This is a genomic window from Corallococcus macrosporus DSM 14697 (assembly GCF_002305895.1).
Classification (GTDB): Bacteria; Myxococcota; Myxococcia; order Myxococcales; family Myxococcaceae; genus Myxococcus; species Myxococcus macrosporus.
The window spans coordinates 7,981,138-7,997,083 of sequence record NZ_CP022203.1; the positions used below are offsets into that span (position 1 = coordinate 7,981,138).

The 15,946-nt window shown below is 72.5% G+C and carries 15 protein-coding genes; 6 read left to right on the forward strand and 9 right to left on the reverse strand.

Annotated elements, in window-relative coordinates; genetic code table 11:
* Positions 1-110 precede the first annotated feature (110 nt).
* From MYMAC_RS32305 to map, 5 genes are all read right to left on the reverse strand, one after another.
* Complete coding sequence (locus tag MYMAC_RS32305; RefSeq protein ID WP_204817108.1) at positions 111-941, reverse strand: hypothetical protein; 831 nt, start codon at positions 939-941, stop codon at positions 111-113.
* 35 nt (positions 942-976) lie between these two features.
* The gene (locus tag MYMAC_RS32310; RefSeq protein ID WP_095960849.1) at positions 977-2,725 is read right to left on the reverse strand and encodes a hypothetical protein; all 1,749 of its coding nucleotides are present in this window, start codon (positions 2,723-2,725) and stop codon (positions 977-979) included.
* Positions 2,722-3,324, reverse strand: coding sequence for a hypothetical protein (locus MYMAC_RS32315; RefSeq protein ID WP_095960850.1), 603 nt, complete (start codon positions 3,322-3,324; stop codon positions 2,722-2,724). The genes MYMAC_RS32310 and MYMAC_RS32315 overlap by 4 nt, the downstream gene beginning before the upstream one ends.
* Before the next feature lie 200 nt (positions 3,325-3,524).
* Positions 3,525-4,181 carry a DUF2231 domain-containing protein gene (locus tag MYMAC_RS32320; RefSeq protein ID WP_095960851.1) on the reverse strand — a complete coding sequence of 219 codons (657 nt, stop codon included), beginning with the start codon at positions 4,179-4,181 and terminating at the stop codon, positions 3,525-3,527.
* Between the two features lie 114 nt (positions 4,182-4,295).
* Positions 4,296-5,078 (reverse strand): type I methionyl aminopeptidase, encoded by a 783-nt coding sequence (map, locus tag MYMAC_RS32325; protein WP_095960852.1) that lies wholly within the window; start codon positions 5,076-5,078, stop codon positions 4,296-4,298.
* A 102-nt stretch (positions 5,079-5,180) separates the two neighbouring features.
* Between map and MYMAC_RS32330 the strand changes: the two genes are divergently transcribed.
* Together MYMAC_RS32330 and MYMAC_RS32335 are read left to right on the forward strand one after the other, a co-directional pair.
* On the forward strand, positions 5,181-5,459 hold the full coding sequence (locus MYMAC_RS32330) for a LysR family transcriptional regulator (RefSeq protein ID WP_095960853.1): 279 nt from the start codon (positions 5,181-5,183) through the stop codon (positions 5,457-5,459).
* 646 nt (positions 5,460-6,105) lie between these two features.
* The gene (locus tag MYMAC_RS32335; RefSeq protein ID WP_239989149.1) at positions 6,106-8,034 is read left to right on the forward strand and encodes a TonB-dependent receptor plug domain-containing protein; all 1,929 of its coding nucleotides are present in this window, start codon (positions 6,106-6,108) and stop codon (positions 8,032-8,034) included.
* Between the two features lie 3 nt (positions 8,035-8,037).
* Here MYMAC_RS32335 and MYMAC_RS32340 read toward each other — a convergent pair whose 3' ends face one another.
* The 3 genes from MYMAC_RS32340 to MYMAC_RS32350 all read right to left on the reverse strand — a co-directional run bounded on the left by MYMAC_RS32340 (position 8,038) and on the right by MYMAC_RS32350 (position 11,967).
* Positions 8,038-10,026 carry a DNA repair helicase YoaA gene (locus MYMAC_RS32340; protein ID WP_095960854.1) on the reverse strand — a complete coding sequence of 663 codons (1,989 nt, stop codon included), beginning with the start codon at positions 10,024-10,026 and terminating at the stop codon, positions 8,038-8,040.
* A 163-nt stretch (positions 10,027-10,189) separates the two neighbouring features.
* Positions 10,190-10,972, reverse strand: a complete 783-nt coding sequence (locus MYMAC_RS32345; protein WP_095960855.1) for a hypothetical protein — start codon at positions 10,970-10,972, stop codon at positions 10,190-10,192.
* Positions 10,969-11,967: a site-2 protease family protein gene (locus MYMAC_RS32350; protein ID WP_204817110.1), complete on the reverse strand. Its 999-nt coding sequence runs from the start codon at positions 11,965-11,967 to the stop codon at positions 10,969-10,971. The genes MYMAC_RS32345 and MYMAC_RS32350 overlap by 4 nt, the downstream gene beginning before the upstream one ends.
* A gap of 211 nt (positions 11,968-12,178) precedes the next feature.
* Between MYMAC_RS32350 and MYMAC_RS32355 the strand changes: the two genes are divergently transcribed.
* The 3 genes from MYMAC_RS32355 to MYMAC_RS32365 all read left to right on the forward strand — a co-directional run bounded on the left by MYMAC_RS32355 (position 12,179) and on the right by MYMAC_RS32365 (position 14,171).
* Complete coding sequence (locus MYMAC_RS32355; protein ID WP_013937638.1) at positions 12,179-12,526, forward strand: hypothetical protein; 348 nt, start codon at positions 12,179-12,181, stop codon at positions 12,524-12,526.
* A 78-nt stretch (positions 12,527-12,604) separates the two neighbouring features.
* Positions 12,605-13,408 (forward strand): hypothetical protein, encoded by an 804-nt coding sequence (locus MYMAC_RS32360; RefSeq protein ID WP_095960857.1) that lies wholly within the window; start codon positions 12,605-12,607, stop codon positions 13,406-13,408.
* 46 nt (positions 13,409-13,454) lie between these two features.
* Entirely contained in the window at positions 13,455-14,171 is a 717-nt protein-coding gene (locus MYMAC_RS32365; RefSeq protein WP_095960858.1) for an HAD family hydrolase, read from the forward strand.
* Between the two features lie 54 nt (positions 14,172-14,225).
* On the opposite strand, the gene MYMAC_RS32370 is transcribed toward MYMAC_RS32365, so the two are convergent.
* The gene (locus MYMAC_RS32370) at positions 14,226-14,705 is read right to left on the reverse strand and encodes a transcriptional regulator (RefSeq protein WP_095960859.1); all 480 of its coding nucleotides are present in this window, start codon (positions 14,703-14,705) and stop codon (positions 14,226-14,228) included.
* Between the two features lie 305 nt (positions 14,706-15,010).
* Here MYMAC_RS32370 and MYMAC_RS32375 point away from each other — a divergent pair, with 305 nt between their 5' ends.
* Positions 15,011-15,925, forward strand: a complete 915-nt coding sequence (locus MYMAC_RS32375; RefSeq protein ID WP_043712736.1) for a lipid kinase — start codon at positions 15,011-15,013, stop codon at positions 15,923-15,925.
* Positions 15,926-15,946: the final 21 nt, after the last annotated feature.

Consider the following 15,946-nt stretch of genomic DNA (forward strand, 5'->3'; position numbering starts at 1 on the left):
GTTGAAGCCCGCGAGGATAGCAGGCCAGGGCTTGCTCCAGGCATGGGTGAATTGACGCACCCCGCCTGCACACCGGCACACCAGTCCCCCACAACGGGCGGTGACGCGGACTATTTCCAGGACGCCGGCGGCGCCTGCTCCAGCAGGTCCTCTCGCATCACCGAGAAGACGGCCTGCCCACATCGGCCCCGCATGTCCGCCGTGGCGCGCGCCACCCGGACGACATAGCGCACACCGTCCAGGGTCAGCCGTGCCGGCGCTCCGACAGGGGCCGCCACCAGGCTCCCCGGGCCCGGCGTGTGTTTCGCGGCGCGCACCTGGAGCTGGGCGCCCAGTTCGTGCGAGCCCTCCGCCAGCTCGCAGCCCGCGTCCTCCCAGCGGACGCGCAGCTCCGGGACGAGTCCTTCGGGGAGCAGCACGTCTCCCGCGGTGGTGGTGGGGGCGTTCGGCACCGTGAGCAGCAGCAGCCGGCCCTGTGCGTCCCGCAGGGTGTCCCCCGACAGCAACACGGGGAGCTCGCCATCCTCCTTCGTCGGACAGGGCGCGGACTCGCGATGGCTGGTCCATTGAACGACCCGTCCCTCCAGGTCCGCCAGCACGTCCGGCACCTGGAGGGTGTAGCTCACGCCGCCGCGCACCCGCCCCGCGTCGTACTCCAGCACCGAGGCCCACCGGTCCTCGTGGCGGTAGGCGCCGCGCAACTGGCGGGCGATGGTGAAGCGGCGCTCCAGCCGCGTGCCCGCGCGCTGCTGGGCGGCGTCCTCGGGCACTTCCTTGAACGCCACGTCCACCTGGGCCGCGCGCCAGACGTCGGCGCACCGGCCTTCGCGCTGGAGTGCTGCGAGGTCGCGCCCGGCGTCGGGGATGGGCTCGGAGCACTTCACCTGGCAGCCCGTCAGGCTGGCCAGGAAGAGCCCCACGGCACCGCGCGCCCAGCCCATCCGGGCATGACTCCGCCCCGGACGAGGCCGCCTGCTCATGGGCACTCGGCGTACAGCGTCGTGCCATCGGGCGACACGAGGAAGGACTCGCCCTCCACCTGCCCTCGCGCCCGCAGCCGCTCCCGCTTGCGCTCCACCGACCGGCGCCGCGCCGCCACGGACGGCTCCGCGTGCGGCACGTGCGGCTGGAAGCGCGCCGGCCCGCCCTTGTCGTCCGGCGCGTACCTCGCCAGCCACGCGCGGTGGGCGCCGTCATCCGCGTCACCGTCGTCCAGGAAGTCGAGCTCCACCGTGCCCCACTCGTTCACGTCGCAGTCACAGGAGCCACAGCCGGGGAAGCCGCACCCCAGGAAGCCGTCCCGGCAGGAGACACACCTGCTCTTGGGGGAGGTGCCGCAGGCCGCGCACGCGTTGGCGCCGAACGAATACGTGTGCCAGCCCGGCGAGCCCACGCCGAGCATCTGGTAGCGGTAGTTCATCACGCTGGCGTGCACCACGCTGGTCTGCCCCGGCACCTCGTTGCCGTTGTGGTCCAGCGCCAGATTGTGCCCCAGCTCGTGGATGAAGGTGCCGCGCTGCTCCTGGAGGCTCGGGCTGCTCCAGCAGCCCAGGCTGACGATGAGGTCATTGCCCAGCACCTCCGCCCTGCCGGACGAGCACGACGTGCCGCTGCCCTGCCGGTACGCCCACAGCGCATAGTGGAAGTAGGGCCGCCGCTCCGGATTCCCGGAGGAGAAGCCGCTCTGCTTCAAGGCGTAGAAGTCCACGCCGCCCGAGCACGCGCCGAAGCACACCACTTCATGCCAGGGCAGCGCGCTGTCGATGAAGGCATGCAGCCGCACGCCCGAGTCCCGCGCGAACACCGCCGCCGCGTCCGCCACCAGCCCGGCATACGGCTTCCGCGTGAGATAGGGATTGGTGGGGTGCTCCATCCAATCCACCTCCACGTAGAGGTCCTTCACGGTGGGGCTGCCCCACTCGGAGAAGGAGAAGCCGTCGTTGCCGAACAGCTCCAGCGTGTCCGGAATCCCGTCCCCGTCCGAGTCCTTCGAGTCCGGGTTCATCCCCACCAGCGGCTCCAGGGCGTTGGAGATGCCGTCTTCGTCCTCGTCGTTGTCGCTGAAGATGGTGGACCACAGCGCCTCGTCGTGGACGAAGCTGGCCGTGCCCGTGCTCCCGGGGAAGCGGCCCACCACCGCGCGCTGGGCGCCCGCGTTCTGCGTGCTCGCCGCGACGGCCAGCGGATAGGCGCGAGGCCCGCTGTCGTCGTCGTGTTGCAGGTACTCCGTGTTGGAGCGCAGCAGGAAGACCAGGTGGTCTCCCGCGCCCGGCGTCGTGGACGTGGCCCTGAAGGTGTCCCGGGCGTTCCAGGCGAAGCTGAGCGGCACGCCGCCGAAGGGCTGGTTGCTCAGGACGAGCATGCCGTTGCGATACAGGCTGGCGGTGCCGCCTCGCCCGTCCGCGTACGCGCGCACCCAGACGCGGTAGAGGCCGGAGTCCGGCGCGGTGAACGTCACGCAGGAGCGCGCCGCCCCCGCGCAGTCGTCCCCCACGGCCACCTGGCTCCAGACGCCGCCGCGCTCCCTGAGCACGTGCAGGACGGTGTCGGGCGCGGTGCCCGTCAAATCCCGCGTCTCGTAGGTGTAGGTCTGCCCCGCGTCCAGCCAGGTGGCGAGCCAGATGAAGCTGCCCCAGTCGCGCGAAGCCACGTAGTGCGGCCCGGCCAGCGCCAGCGCGGGCGCCAGCAGCGCCAGCGTGAAGAGCCCTCTCAGGGGTGCCTTCATCGCGTCGCCTCCGCGTGGAAGAAGGACTCCTTGAAGGCGTCATGCTGCCGCGCCTGCTCCTCCGGCGGGAGTGAACGCCACTTCTCGCGCTCCACGCTGAGCGCGTGTTGGTAGCGCGCGTCGACGTCTCTCGCGTGGAGGTCCGCGGCCGAGGGCTCCGGCGGTGGGGCCAGCTTCGCCACCAGGTTCAGCGCCGCCAGGTAGCGCCGCTCCTTCTCCGCGCGCTCGCCGGGCGCCGCGTCCATGAAGGCGCGCTCCGTGCGCGCCACCAGCGCCGCCAGGTCGTCCACCGGCTCCTCGCGGAGCACGGCCAGCTCGTCCGGCGTCAGGGGTACCAGCGCGCGCGCCGCGAACCGCTCCCACTCCGGGACTTCAGCCTGGTCGCGCGCCACCTGCACCAGGGAGCCGGTGTCAGCCTTCGCCGGCTCGACGTGGAAGCGCGGCTCGGCGGCGACCTTGGGCGGAGAGGCGCGCGTCCGGGCGGCTTCGAGCGATGCGCCTCCATTGCCAAGCGCCCACCGGGGGACCAGCAAGGAAGTCCCGGCTCCAACCAGCAGGACGCCCAGCACCACCGCCGCGACCTCTCCTCGTGCGCGCATGCGAACTCCCCCTCTCGCTCGCGCGCAGCTCTAGCTCCATTTTCCGGTGACGGCAAACCCACCCCGCCTGGGGCCTGCACACCATGCGGAAGTGTCACGCCCCGGACGCATCGCGAGGCGGCTTCACCGCGCCACGGCATGCGCGTGGGCCTCACGCCCTGCGTGCCGAAGTGTCATGCCCCAGATGTCCGAGGGGGACGCTAGGCCTGGGGAATCGGCCGGCCCGGGCCATGGAACACCACGACGGGCGCGGGCAAGGTGAGCGATTCACCCTCTGGCGTCGTGCCCGTGGCGCCCTGGGCGAGCGGACGTCCGCCGGACAGCCACGCGCGCGCCCGCGACACCAGCCACTGCGCCCCACGAAGCGCGTCGCGGACCAGCAGCAGCGGCGCGTCGCGCGTCAGCAGCGCGGGAGAGGTCGCCCTGCCCGTGGCGTCGGGCTGCCCCACGCCCAGCTCGTAGACCAGCTTCCCGCCCAGCGTCGCCGTGTAGAGCGCCAGTCCACAGGCGCCCAGGCCCAACACCACGGTGGCCGCGGTGGGCTCGCGCCGCAACCGCCACACCGTCACGCCCAGGGCGCCCAGCAGCACGGTGGCATTGCCCATGCCATGCACGAACGTCATGTCCCGGGCACGAGGCGCCTCCAGCCGCACCTCCTGGCTGGCCGCCAGCCCCGTCACCCCCGCGAAGATTCCTCCCACGGTGCCAACCACCCAGATGCGGCGTGCCACCCGGGCCCAGGCGCTGTCACCCGTCGACACGGAGATGAGGTCCGCCACCGCCGCGGTGGGCAGCAGGGCCAGTGGCATGTGCACCAGCGCCGGGTGCAATTCGTGCAGCGTCATCTGCTTCTTCATCGCGCGGCCTCCTGACCTCGTCTTCGAAGGTTAGGCACCCCGAGGACCCATGGCAGGCACGCCTGCCTGCCCGCCCTGGAAGGCGCAGGCCGCGTTCAATCCTGGGCGAAGCGTTCAGCAGGCGATTTCGAGCGGGATGACACGCTCTGGCTGGGTGAGCACCTCGCAGCCCTCGGCCGTCACCAGGAGGGTGTGCTCGAACTGGGCGGAGAGGCTGCCGTCCTCCGTCACCACCGTCCAGCCATCCGCCAGGATGCGGATGTCCGGCCGGCCCAGGTTCACCATGGGCTCCACGGTGAAGACCATGCCCGAGCGCAGCTTGATGCCCGAGCCCCGCTTGCCGGTATGGGGAACGGTGGGCGGCCCGTGCATCTGGTGGCCAATGCCATGCCCGCCGAACTCCTCCACCACGCTACAGCCCTCCTTCTTCGCCAGCTCCTCGATGGCCGCGCCAATGTCCCCCAGCCGCGCGCCATGGCGGACGACGGCGATGCCCGCGTCGCGGCACCGGCGCGCCACGTCCACGATGTGACGGGCATCGTCGGACACCTCGCCCACGAGGAACGTGGCGGAGGTGTCTCCGTGGAAGCCATCCAGGAACGTCGTCACGTCCACGTTGATGATGTCCCCGCGGGCCACCCGCTCGGCGGGGCTCGGAATGCCGTGGCAGATGACGTGGTTGCGGCTGGTGCAGACGGTGGCCGGGAAGCCCTTGTACCCTAGCTGGCTGGGCTTGCCGCCCCGGCGCGCCGTGTCCTCACGAACCCACTGGTCGATGTCTCCCGTGGACACACCGGGGGTCAGCTTCGAGGCGACGAAGGCCAGCGTACCCGCGGCGGCCTGGCTCGCGCGGCGCAGGCGCTCGACCTCCGCGCCCTTGAAGAGAGGGATGCTCATGGCCGCCAAGGTGGGGTGCCAGGGGGCCCACCGTCCAATGCTGTTTCGGTATGGCCCGCGGGGGCGTGTACCCGCCATGGGCCGCGCGCTAGAGTGGCGGACGTGAGCCTCACGCACATCCAGTCCTTCGTCGCCGTTGCCGAGGAGTGCAACGTGAGCCGGGCCGCGCGCCGCCTGCACCTGACGCAGCCGCCGCTCACCCGCCACATCCAGGCGCTCGAGGACGAGCTGGGGGCCCGCCTCTTCGAGCGGACCCGGGGTGGCATGCGCCTGCTCCCCGCGGGCGAGGCCTTCCTGTGCCACGCGCGTCGCATCCTGGCGGAGGTGGACGCCGCCCTGCTCACCGTGCGGGACGTGGCGGGCAGCCGCACCGGCGGATGACCCGCGCCTCACGCGCCGGGCCCCTGGCGTGCGTTCAACACCGGACGGACAGGGGCGCGCCGAGGCCGGCCTCGCGCGCGCCCTGGCCCCATCCGCCTGCCGCCCCGGCCGGGGGCTGCTAGAGCGAGCAACGATGCCCGCCCTCCCCGTACGTCATCGGAGTCAAAGCCCGCGCCGCTCGCGCGCCTTCGCGTTGCTCGCAGCCCTGCCCTGGGGCGTCGCGACAGCTACCGCGGCGGAGGCACGGACGCATGCGCCTGCGACGCTCGCGAATGCCTCCGACGCACCGCTGCCACCACCAGCGAGCCACGCGTCCGAAGAGGCCTCGGATGCGCGGCGCACGGCACGCGCGGCGGCGGGATATCAGCCGGAGCACTCCACTGGAGCGTGGGCACAGGCTCCCGCCCACGCGCAAGGCACCGCGGTGCCGGGCGGCAGCGCGGACGTCCCGAAGGCATCCCGCGACAGCGCGCGTGGTCCGGTGGAGGCGGGAGACACCGCCGACGCCACGAACGTTCCGGGCCCCAGCGCGCGCGGTCCGGAGGAAGCGAGAGACACCGCGGACGCCGCTGCTCCGGAAGCGACTCCCTCCGGTGCCTCACAAACCGTTGTCACCGGCTCCCGCCGTCCCCGGCCCGCGCGAGACGTGCCCGCCACCACCACGGTCCTCCCCCGGACGGAGATCGACCGGAGCCCCACGCTGACGCAGGACTCGCTCGTCCGCACCGTCCCGTCCGCGGCCACCTTCCGGCGCACGCCCAGCCTCGTCTCCGACCCGACGGCGCAGGGGCTCAACCTGCGCGGGCTCGCGCCTTCGGGCGTGGCGCGCAGCCTCGTGCTGCTCGACGGCATCCCCGTCAACGACCCGTTCGGCGGCTGGATTTTCTGGCGCTCGCTGCCGCGGCTCGGGCTGGAGCGCATCGAGGTCGTCCCCAGCGGCGGCTCCGCCCTCTACGGCAGCGGCGCGCTCGGCGGCGTCGTGCAGCTCGTGTCCCGTTCCATCACCGGGCTCCAGGTGGACGCGGACGCCGCCTACGGCAATGCCCACACCGGCCTGCTCGCCGCGCGCGCGGCGGAGGCGTGGGGCCCCGTGCGCGCCTCGCTGGAGGCGGAGTACCTCTCCAGCGACGGCTACCCCATCGTCAGCCCCGCCCAGCGCGGCGCCATCGACGGGGACACGCCCAGCCGCCACGCCGTCCTCAACGCGCGCGTCGAGGCGGATGCCACCGACGCGCTCACCCTCTCCGCTCGCGCGGGCCTGTTCCGCGAGGACCAGAACGGCGGCACCCGCCTCACCACCGCGCGCGTGGAGCTGGCCCACTTCGGCGCGGGCGCGCGGCTGCGCACCGCGGACAGCGGCACCTTCACGCTGGACCTCTTCGGCCGCGTGCAGCGCTTCGAGCAGGACCGCGCGCGCATCGCCGAGGGCCGCGCCTCCGAGACGCTGGCCGCCAGCCAGGACGTGCCGGCCGATGACCAGGGCCTCTCCCTCGTCTGGACCGGCCCGTCCTGGTCAGCCCTGGGCACGCACGTCCTCACCGCGGGCCTGGACGCGCGGCGCATGGCGGGCACGTCCCGGGAGCAAATCTTCCCTCCGTCTCCCACGGAGACCTCCCTCCGCTGGCGCGACACCGGAGGCACCCAGGTGTCCGGCGGCGTCTTCATCGAGGACCTCTACACGCCCTCGCCCCTCCTGGAGCTCAGCGCCGCGCTCCGGATGGACGTGTGGCGGAACACGGACGGCGCGCAGCGCCTGGAGCGCGGCAACGGCGCCGTGGACACCACGCGCTTCGACGACCGCACCGAGCAGCAGCTCAGCCCGCGCCTGGGCCTGCGGCTGCGTCCCCTGGAGTGGCTCACCCTGCGAGGCTCCGCCTATCGCGCCTTCCGCGCGCCCACGCTCAACGAGCTGTACCGCCCCTTCCAGGTGGGCACCATCCTCACCGCGGCCAACGCCGACCTGGGCGCGGAGCGGCTGTGGGGCGCCGAGGCCGGCCTGGAAGCCGAGTCCACCTCGCTGGGCCTCACCACGCGCGTGACGGGCTTCTGGAACGTGCTCGACGACCCCATCACCAATGTCACCCTGGAGCAGCCGCTGCCGGACGGCGCCGCGCGCCAGCGGGAGAACCTGGGACAGGCGCGCGTGCGCGGCGTGGAGGCCAGCGTGGACTGGAGGCTGTCGCGGCGGTGGACGGCGCTGCTCGCGTACACCTTCGTGGACCCCGTCGTGACGCGCTCCCCCGGACAACCCGGGCTGGTGGGCAAGCAGCTCGCGCAGGACCCCAGGCACCGGGGCACGGCCATCGTCACCTTCCATGACCCGGACCTCGTGACGGCCACGGTGCAGCTCCGCGTGACGGGCTCGCAGTTCGAGGACGACCTCAACGCGCGCCCCATGGGCGGCTACGCCGTGGTGGACGTCTCCGCCAGCCGCCGCCTCTTCTGGAAGCTGCACGTCTTCGGCGCGGTGGAGAACCTCTTCGACCGCGAGTACCTCGCGGGCCGCGCCGGGGTGGACACGCTGGGCCCGCCCCTGCTGGCGCGCATCGGCCTGCGGCTGCGCGACGCGCCCTGAGGCTCAGCGGATGGTGCGCACCGGCCGCACCGGGCCGTTGAACCAGCGGCTGAGCGACACCACGTCCTGCATGCGGCGCGCGGGCGGGAGGCTGTCCAGGAAGACGCGGCCATACGCCTTCGTCACGATGCGCCGGTCCAGCATCGCGACGATGCCCCGGTCCGCCTGCGTGCGGATGAGCCGGCCGAAGCCCTGCCGCAGCGCCAGCGCCGCGTGCGGGAGCTGGTACAGCTCGAAGGGCTCCTCGCCCCGCTCCTGGAGCTGCTTGATGCGCGCGGCCACCAGCGGGTCCCCCGGCGACGCGAAGGGCAGCCGGTCGATGATGACCAGGCTCAGCGCGTCACCCGGCACGTCGACGCCTTCCCAGAAGCTGTGCGCCGCGAAGAGCACGCTGGGCGTCTCGCGGAAGGCCTCCAGGAGCTGCTGCTTGGGGCGCTCGCCCTGGAGCAGCGCCTGGTAGGGGAGCCGGGGCGCCACCAGCTCGTAGGCCCGCACCATGTTGCGCAGGGACGTGAAGAGCACGAAGGCGCGCCCGCCCGTCACCTCGCAGAGCCGCTCAATCTCCTCCGCCGCCTCCTCGATGAAGCCCGGGGCGGACGGGTCCGGCAGGTGCGTGGGCAGGTACAGCGCCGCCTGCGACGGGTAGTCGAAGGGGCTGGGCACCGCCAGCGTCCGCACCTTCGTCACCGGCTGGCCGTCCTCGCCGTACAGGCCCATGCGGTTGGCGAAGAAGTCGAAGCGGCTGTCCGCCGCCAGCGTCGCGGACGTGTACACCACCGTGTCCAGCGCGCCATACATCCGCTCGCGCAGCTCCTTCGCCACGTCGATGGGACTGGCGCGCAGGAACAGGCCCTTGCCGCGCTGCTCCGCCCAGTAGACGTGGTCCGAGGACTCGGCCTTCTCCAGGAAGGAGAGCTGCTCCTCCAGCTCGTCCGCGCGGCGGGTGATGGCGGCCAGCTCCGGCTCGCGCTCGCCCACGGTGAAGGCGGACAGCGCGGCCAGCGCGTCACGCACGCCCGAAAGCGGCGTGGACAGCTTCGCCATGACCTCCGAGCGCAGCGCCACCGAGGACTCCTGGCCGGACAGCCCCAGCGCCCGGGGCGCCTGCGCGAAGAGCGCGTCCGCCCCCGCGCGCAGCCGGGCCGCCAGCGCGCGCAGCATGGCGTGGCGGGCGTCCTCCTCCTTCAGCGACGCCACCGCGTCCCGCGCCAGCTCCTCCAGCCGGTAGTTGGACACGCTGCAGCCGAAGTGGCCGCTGGCCGCGTCCTCCAGCGCGTGGGCCTCGTCGAAGATGACGGCCTCGTACCAGGGCAGCACGCCTTCGCTGCGCTTGCCGGAGCTGCGCAGCGCCAGGTCCGCGAAGAAGAGGTGGTGGTTGACCACCAGCAGGTCCGCCTGCTCCGCGCGCTTGCGCATGCGCGTGACGAAGCACGTCTCGTACTGCGGGCACTTCGTCCCCACGCACGTCTCGGACGTGGTGGACAGGCGCGGCCAGGCGCTGAAGGACTCCGGCAGGTCCAGCTCGCTGCGGTCGCCGGTGTCCGTCTCCTCCGCCCACGCCTTCAGCCTGGACCAGTAGCGCGCCTCCTCGCGCGAGCCGAACTGCGGCTCCTTGGAGAAGGCGTCATACCGGTGCAGGCACAGGTAGTTGCCGCGGCCCTTGAGGTAGGCGGCCTCGAAGCGCAGGCCCATCTTCTCCCGCATCAACGGCAGGTCCTTGAAGAAGATCTGGTCCTGCAAGGTCTTCGTCGCCGTGGACACCACCACCCGGCGCCCCGACAACAGCGCGGGCACCAGGTAGGCGAGCGTCTTGCCCGTGCCCGTGCCCGCCTCGGCCAGCAAATAGCTGCGCTCCGCGAAGGCCCGCTCCACGGCGCGCGCCATCTGAAGCTGCTCCGGGCGGTGCTCGTACGCGGGCAGCGCGACCTCGAGCGCGCCTCCCGGACCGAGCAGGCTGTCGACGGACGGAGGGATGGAGACGGAGAGCGACATCGGCACCGGGGGGGAGACGGGATGCGGCCGGACAAAATAGCAGCGACCGCCGCTTCAAGCGCGTTTCCGGCCACGTCCGCGGCGCCTGGGCGGGGCGGCTGCCTGCCCCTTGGCCAGCGAGCCACACCCGCCGCGGCGGGCCGGCCGCTGGACAGCCCGGCGCTCAGTACCCCGCGGACAGGCTGCGCAGGTGCTGGAAGACGAGCACGGCCAGCACCAGCACCACGATGAACCCCACGCCCAGCGCCACCTTCTTCATGCGGTCGAGGGGGCCGTGGGCCCCCACCGGCTCCAGCGATGACGGCACCCCCAGGGTGGCCCGGCGGACCACCTCGTCCCGGCCCCGCTGCGCGACCGTGTCCCCGGGCGCGCGCGCCAGCCGGACGCGGTACAGCCGCCCCACCATGGCCAGCTCGCCCCGGCCCACCGCCAGCGTCATCAGCCGGTCATGGGCGTCCCAGTCCTCCCAGCGCGCCGCCAACTTCCGCCACGCGTCCGCCAGGACGTCCGACAGCGGTGGCTCGCCCGGCAGGTAGTTGACGTAGACGAGCCCGCACTGCGCGCAGGACAGGGCCTCCTCGCGCCGCGGCCCCACGCACTTGGGGCAGACGCCGGGCGGCGGCTCGAAGAGCGCTTCGTCCGTCAGCGGCGCCGCCGGCGGCCCGGCGTCCAGACGCACCACGCGCAGGGCCGGCGTGGCCGCGCGCGCGACGGGCTCGCCCGAGTCTCCGGGCAGCGGCATGGGCGCGGGGACGGCGGGCGGCGCGCTCACGGGCTCGAAGGCGGGCGCCATCCCAGCGCCAACGTCCGCGCGAGGCGCGGCGGAAGGCGGCCCCACGCGGCTGTCCGCGCCGCAGCGGCCACACGTCACCACGAGCCCCCCGGCCTCCGTCCGGAAGGTCTGCAGCGGCACGAGCCGCTCACACGCGTCGCAGAGGAACTTCATGTCATCACCTGGCGCAGGGGAATGGGCATGGCGCAGCCGATGAGTGCCAGCAGGCACAGCGCGCAGATCCACTTCCGCAGCGGGCTGAGCGGCGCCTGGGGTTCCACCACCTCCGGATGGCCGAAGCCTACCAGCTTGCTCGTCACCAGCAGCCATAAGCCCCAGGACGCGGTGACGAAAACGGTGAGCACCAACAACACCAGCGCCACCGCGCGGCCCACCCAGTGCGCGTGGCGGCCCCACAGCGCATAGGCCAGGTGCCCGCCGTCGAGTTGCCCCACCGGCATCAGGTTCAGCAACGTGACGAGCAGCCCGAACCAGCCGGCGATGACCACCGGGTGCACCAGCACGTCCTTGCCCTCCGGGAGCGGCCCCAGGGCCAGGCGCGTCAGGCCCTGCATCAGCAGGCTGTCACCGAAGAGCGTCTGCACGCCGTTGAAGGGCGTCTCCGGCGCGGGCGGCGCGTTGGTGATGCGGTCCATCACCCAGGCGAAGACGTCCTGGATGATGACCCACAGCGAGCCGTCCCCCGGGAAGGTGGTGGCCGGGATGTCCGGCGCGTCCACCACCGTGGAGTGGGCCAGCCCCCAGAAGAGGATGGGCAGCGCCACCACCAGCCCCGCCAGCGGCCCCGCCGCGCCAATGTCCACCAGCGCGTTGCGGTTGGGGATGCGGTCGCGAATCCGGATGACGGCGCCCAGCGTGCCCACGCCCAGCACCGGCAGCGGGATGAAATAGGGCAGGGAGGTTTCAACCCGGTGCCAGCGCGCGAGCAGGTAGTGCCCCATCTCATGGGTGCCCAGGATGGCCAGCAGCGACAGGCTGAACGACAGCGCGCGGAAGGCCGCCTCGGAGGACACCTCTCCCAGGGAGTAGGGCCGCTGGAAGTGGAAGTAGAGCAGGTACGAGGTGAAGGTGGTGCCCACCGTCAGCACCAGGAGCAACAGGTGCACCCAGTAGCGCGGCGCGGGGCGGGCAGCGGAGACGGTGTCCATGAAGGGAGCCTCGAGGTTGGCTAGCAAGGGGAGGTGTGCATTGCAACGCGCCGCTGCCCGCCCTGACTGACACCGAGTGTCCCGGACGGACCTTGACATGGAGTCGACATCTGCTACGACCCCGCCCGCTTGAAGGTTTCAAGAGCACGGCCGGTCGCTCTCCAAGGCGTCCGGCCACCACCCAAGCGTCCAGTTCAAGAGGGGAAAAGTCATGAAGAAGCTCGTCCTGTCCGCCGTTGCCGCCAGCAGCATGGTCGCCTGCACCAGCGTTGAGAGCGCCGTTGTCTCCGGTACGGAGATCGCCTCCAACGGTGAGGCCATCGCCGTCGTTCAGGCCAACGCCCTGGGCCTGACCGCCATCTTCCACATCGTCGACATCGTCCAGAGCGACCTCGACACCGTCATCAACAAGCTGCTCGTCACCGAGGCCAAGGCCATGGGCGCCAACAAGGTGGAGCTGCTGACCGCGGGCACCACCGCGCGTCACGGCATCTACGCGCTGACGGGCACCATCATCGGCGTGACCAGCTCCAGCGCCGTGGGCGTGGCGGTCAAGTAGTCCACACCGCGCAAGCCGCGCGGTCCACGCGGAAGGCCCCCTGGCGACAGGCGGGCCTTCTTGCTTTTGTGCCTCCCCATGAGCAAGCGCTTCCTCCTGCTGTGCGCCCTGACGGCCCTCACCGGCTGCTCCAAGAAGAGCGGCGATGACGCGGCCGCGCCGCTGCCCGAAGTCAAGGCCGGGCTCGCCGCGCGCGAGGCGAAGCTGAAGAGCTACCGCATCGCCGGCACCGTGCAGGACACGGGGCTGGAGCCGGTGACGTTCACCTTCGAATACCGCGCGCCCCAGCGCCTGCGCGGCTCGCTGGGCCCGCCCGCCTCGCGCACCTTCGCCTGGGACGGCACGCACTTCTTCCAGCAGCTCGACGGCGAGAGGCGCTTCAGCACCTTCACCTCGGAGCTGCCGCCGGCGAAGCTCGCCGGCTTCCTGGCGGAGACCTTCCACCCCTTCATGCCGGAGGGCTTCCGCGCGCCGCTGCTCCTGAGCCACGCGGCGGTCCGCCGCGCCACGCACCCGCTGGCGCCGCGGGCCGTGGAGCTGGTGCAGACGCTGGAGGGCGAAGCGGCGGGCCTGGAGATGGTCTACGTGCTGCGCTGGCCCCAGCTCGACTTCCTGGGCCGGCGCACCGGCGCCCCCGGCGGCGCGGCGGCCGAGGAGCGCGTGGAGGAGGAGCACTGCGACGAGGCCCTGGCGCTGTGCGTGCCCAGGCGAATCAGCCGGTGGCAGGGCGGCAAGCGCGTGGGCGAAACGGTGCTGACGCGCGTGGAGCTCAACGCGGCCCTGCCCAACGACGGCTTCACGCTCACCGCCCCCGAAGGCTACGACGTGCAGACGCGGACACTGGTGGAGTCCGCACCCACGCCGCCGCCCGCGGGCGGTTGACCGCCACCCCCGGCATCCCCACCTTCGGGGCCGAGGGCCAAGGCAAATGGTGGAAAACGTCATCTTCGACGTGGATGGAACCCTGGTGGATTCGGTGGACGAGCACGCCGAGGCATGGCGGCGCGCATTCCTGCACTTCGGCCGGGACATCCCGTTCACGCATGTGCGCAGCCAGATTGGCAAGGGCGCCGACCAGCTCATCCCCGTCTTCTTCAACGACGAGGAGGTGGAGCGCTTCGGCAAGGAGCTGGACGACTACCGCGGCAAGCTGTTCCTGGACGAGTTCCTCCCCAAGGTGCGCCCCTTCCCGCGGGTGCGGGAGCTGTTCCAGCGGCTGCGCGCGGGCGGCGTCCGCATCGTGCTGGCCTCCAGCGCGAAGGAGCAGGAGCTGAAGCACTACGTGAAGCTGTGCGGCATCGACGGCTTGTTCGAAGCGAAGACGAGCGCGGACGCGGTGGACAAGAGCAAGCCCCACCCGGACATCTTCGAGGCCGCCCTGGCGCGGCTGGGCAAGCCGCCACAGGACGTGACGGTCGTCGTGGGCGACACGCCCTATGACGCGCTCGCCGCCAACAAGTTGGGCCTGCCCTCCGTGGGCGTGCTGGCCGGCGGGTTTCCTCCGGATGACCTGCGCGCCGCGGGCTGCCGCGCGCTGGTGAAGGACCCGGCGGCGCTGCTCGCGCGCTACGAGGCGTCCCGGCGCGAGTGGCCCTGGAACGAGTCCGACACGAGCCAGGTGGCCAAGGACGACGAGCGGCGCTGACGCGGCCGCCCCGCCCTTCCCCACCCCCACGAGGGATGGGGAAGCGGCGGTGAATCAGCTCCGCGAACGGCCGCGGCCGCGCGGGCTCCGGCTGCCGGCGCCGCGCCGCGCGGTGCTCCGGGACGTGGTGCTGGAGCGCTTCGCGGGGGTGGTGCGCCGGGCGGTGGCGCGCCGCGCCGCGGTCTTCCGCGTGGTGGACTTCGAGCCCGAGCGCGTGGCGCGGGTGGGCTTGCGGGTGCGGCCCGTCGTGGTGGTGGAGCGGCGAGTCCCCGCGCGCTTCGCGGCGGTGGCCTTGCCTCCCTTGCGGCCCGCCTTGCGCGCGTTCTTCCGCGCCGCGGGGCGGCTGCGTGCGACCTTGGCCTTGCTGCCCGAGCCGCCCTTCTTCATCCCACCGCCGGTGAGCTTGTTCACGGTGGCCCAGGCCCGAGCCTCGGCCGTTTCATCGGACGCGCCGCGCTTCTCGTAGCCCTCTTCGATGTGCTCGGCCATCCGCTTCTGCTTCGCCGTGTACTTCGCCTTGCTTCCTCGTGCCATGCGACTTGCTCTCCAGGCGTGGCTGACACCTGCATGGGGCCAGCACCAGCGCAGAGGTGGGCAGTCACCCACCCATCCGGAAGCGTCTGGCCGGATGGACCTGTTCACCCCGCGACGCACGCATGGACGCCGGCGCGGCATCCGACACCGGGAATGCACCGGGGCACGACGTGAGCCACGGCGCCGTCCGCTGGCCGGACGGTGCGTGCGTGCACAGATTGGCGTGCGACACGAAAGAGGAGGCACCCCTGGAACCCGCCCTCATCAAGCCGCCGCGCCGGCCCGTCCTGGATGACGGCCCCGCGGTGTTGGTGGTCAACACGCGCTCGCGTTCGGGGCGAGAGGCGTTCGAGGCCGCCAGGGAAACGCTCGTGGCGCGGGGCGTCTCCATCACCGAATGCCACGCCCTGTCCCGGGCGGAGCGGCTGGACGCGGTGGTGCAGCGGATGGTGGCGCAGGGCACCCGCCGCCTCATCGTGGGAGGAGGCGACGGCACCCTGAGCCGCGCGGTGGCCCGGCTGCTGGGCCGCGACGTGACGCTGGGCGTGCTCCCCCTGGGCACCGGCAACGACTTCGCGCGCTCGCTGGGAATCCCGGCCGACATCGAGGCCGCGTGTGACGTCATCGCCCAGGGCTACACGGCCCGCGTGGACGTGGGCCTGGCCAATGGGCGCCCCTTCCTCAACGCGGCCAGCCTGGGGCTGGCCACCGGCATCGCCAGGCGGCTGACGAAGCGGCTGAAGCAGCGCGCTGGGAAGCTGGCCTACCCCGTGGCGGCCGCCGCGGAGGTGAAGGACCTGCGCCCCTTCCACATCCGGCTGAAGGCGGACGACCAGGAGCTGGCGCTGGACGTGCTCCAGCTCGTGGTGGGCAACGGCCTCTACCATGGGGCCGGCAACATGGTGGCCCCCGACGCCCGGCTGGATGACCGGCGGCTGGACGTCTACGCCATCGCGGCGCCCTCCGCGGCGTCCGGGAACGAGGGCACCGGCCTGGGGCAGCTCCGGGACATCGCCACGCTGATGCGGGTGGCCCTGTCCCTGCGCAGCGGCGAGCACGTGGACCACCCCTCCGTCACCGCTCTGCGCGCCGCGCGGCTCTACGTGGAGGCGGAGCCCATCCAGGAGGTGAACGCGGATGGGGAGCTGGTGGGCAAGACGCCCATGCGCTTCGAGGTGGCCCCCGCCGCCCTGCGCGTCTACGCCCCCGCGCCCTCCTGAAGTTTCGATTTCACTGCGAGG

What these genes read in the sequence shown, in the direction of transcription:
- MYMAC_RS32305 (WP_204817108.1), bottom strand. Translation starts at nt 941, where the DNA reads ATGGGCTGGGCGCGCGGTGCCGTGGGGCTCTTCCTGGCCAGCCTGACG.
- MYMAC_RS32310 (WP_095960849.1), bottom strand. Translation starts at nt 2,725, where the DNA reads ATGAAGGCACCCCTGAGAGGGCTCTTCACGCTGGCGCTGCTGGCGCCC.
- MYMAC_RS32315 (WP_095960850.1), bottom strand. Translation starts at nt 3,324, where the DNA reads ATGCGCGCACGAGGAGAGGTCGCGGCGGTGGTGCTGGGCGTCCTGCTG.
- MYMAC_RS32320 (WP_095960851.1), bottom strand. Translation starts at nt 4,181, where the DNA reads ATGAAGAAGCAGATGACGCTGCACGAATTGCACCCGGCGCTGGTGCAC.
- map (WP_095960852.1), bottom strand. Translation starts at nt 5,078, where the DNA reads ATGAGCATCCCTCTCTTCAAGGGCGCGGAGGTCGAGCGCCTGCGCCGC.
- MYMAC_RS32340 (WP_095960854.1), bottom strand. Translation starts at nt 10,026, where the DNA reads ATGTCGCTCTCCGTCTCCATCCCTCCGTCCGTCGACAGCCTGCTCGGT.
- MYMAC_RS32345 (WP_095960855.1), bottom strand. Translation starts at nt 10,972, where the DNA reads ATGAAGTTCCTCTGCGACGCGTGTGAGCGGCTCGTGCCGCTGCAGACC.
- MYMAC_RS32350 (WP_204817110.1), bottom strand. Translation starts at nt 11,967, where the DNA reads ATGGACACCGTCTCCGCTGCCCGCCCCGCGCCGCGCTACTGGGTGCAC.
- MYMAC_RS32355 (WP_013937638.1), top strand. Translation starts at nt 12,179, where the DNA reads ATGAAGAAGCTCGTCCTGTCCGCCGTTGCCGCCAGCAGCATGGTCGCC.
- MYMAC_RS32360 (WP_095960857.1), top strand. Translation starts at nt 12,605, where the DNA reads ATGAGCAAGCGCTTCCTCCTGCTGTGCGCCCTGACGGCCCTCACCGGC.
- MYMAC_RS32365 (WP_095960858.1), top strand. Translation starts at nt 13,455, where the DNA reads ATGGTGGAAAACGTCATCTTCGACGTGGATGGAACCCTGGTGGATTCG.
- MYMAC_RS32370 (WP_095960859.1), bottom strand. Translation starts at nt 14,705, where the DNA reads ATGGCACGAGGAAGCAAGGCGAAGTACACGGCGAAGCAGAAGCGGATG.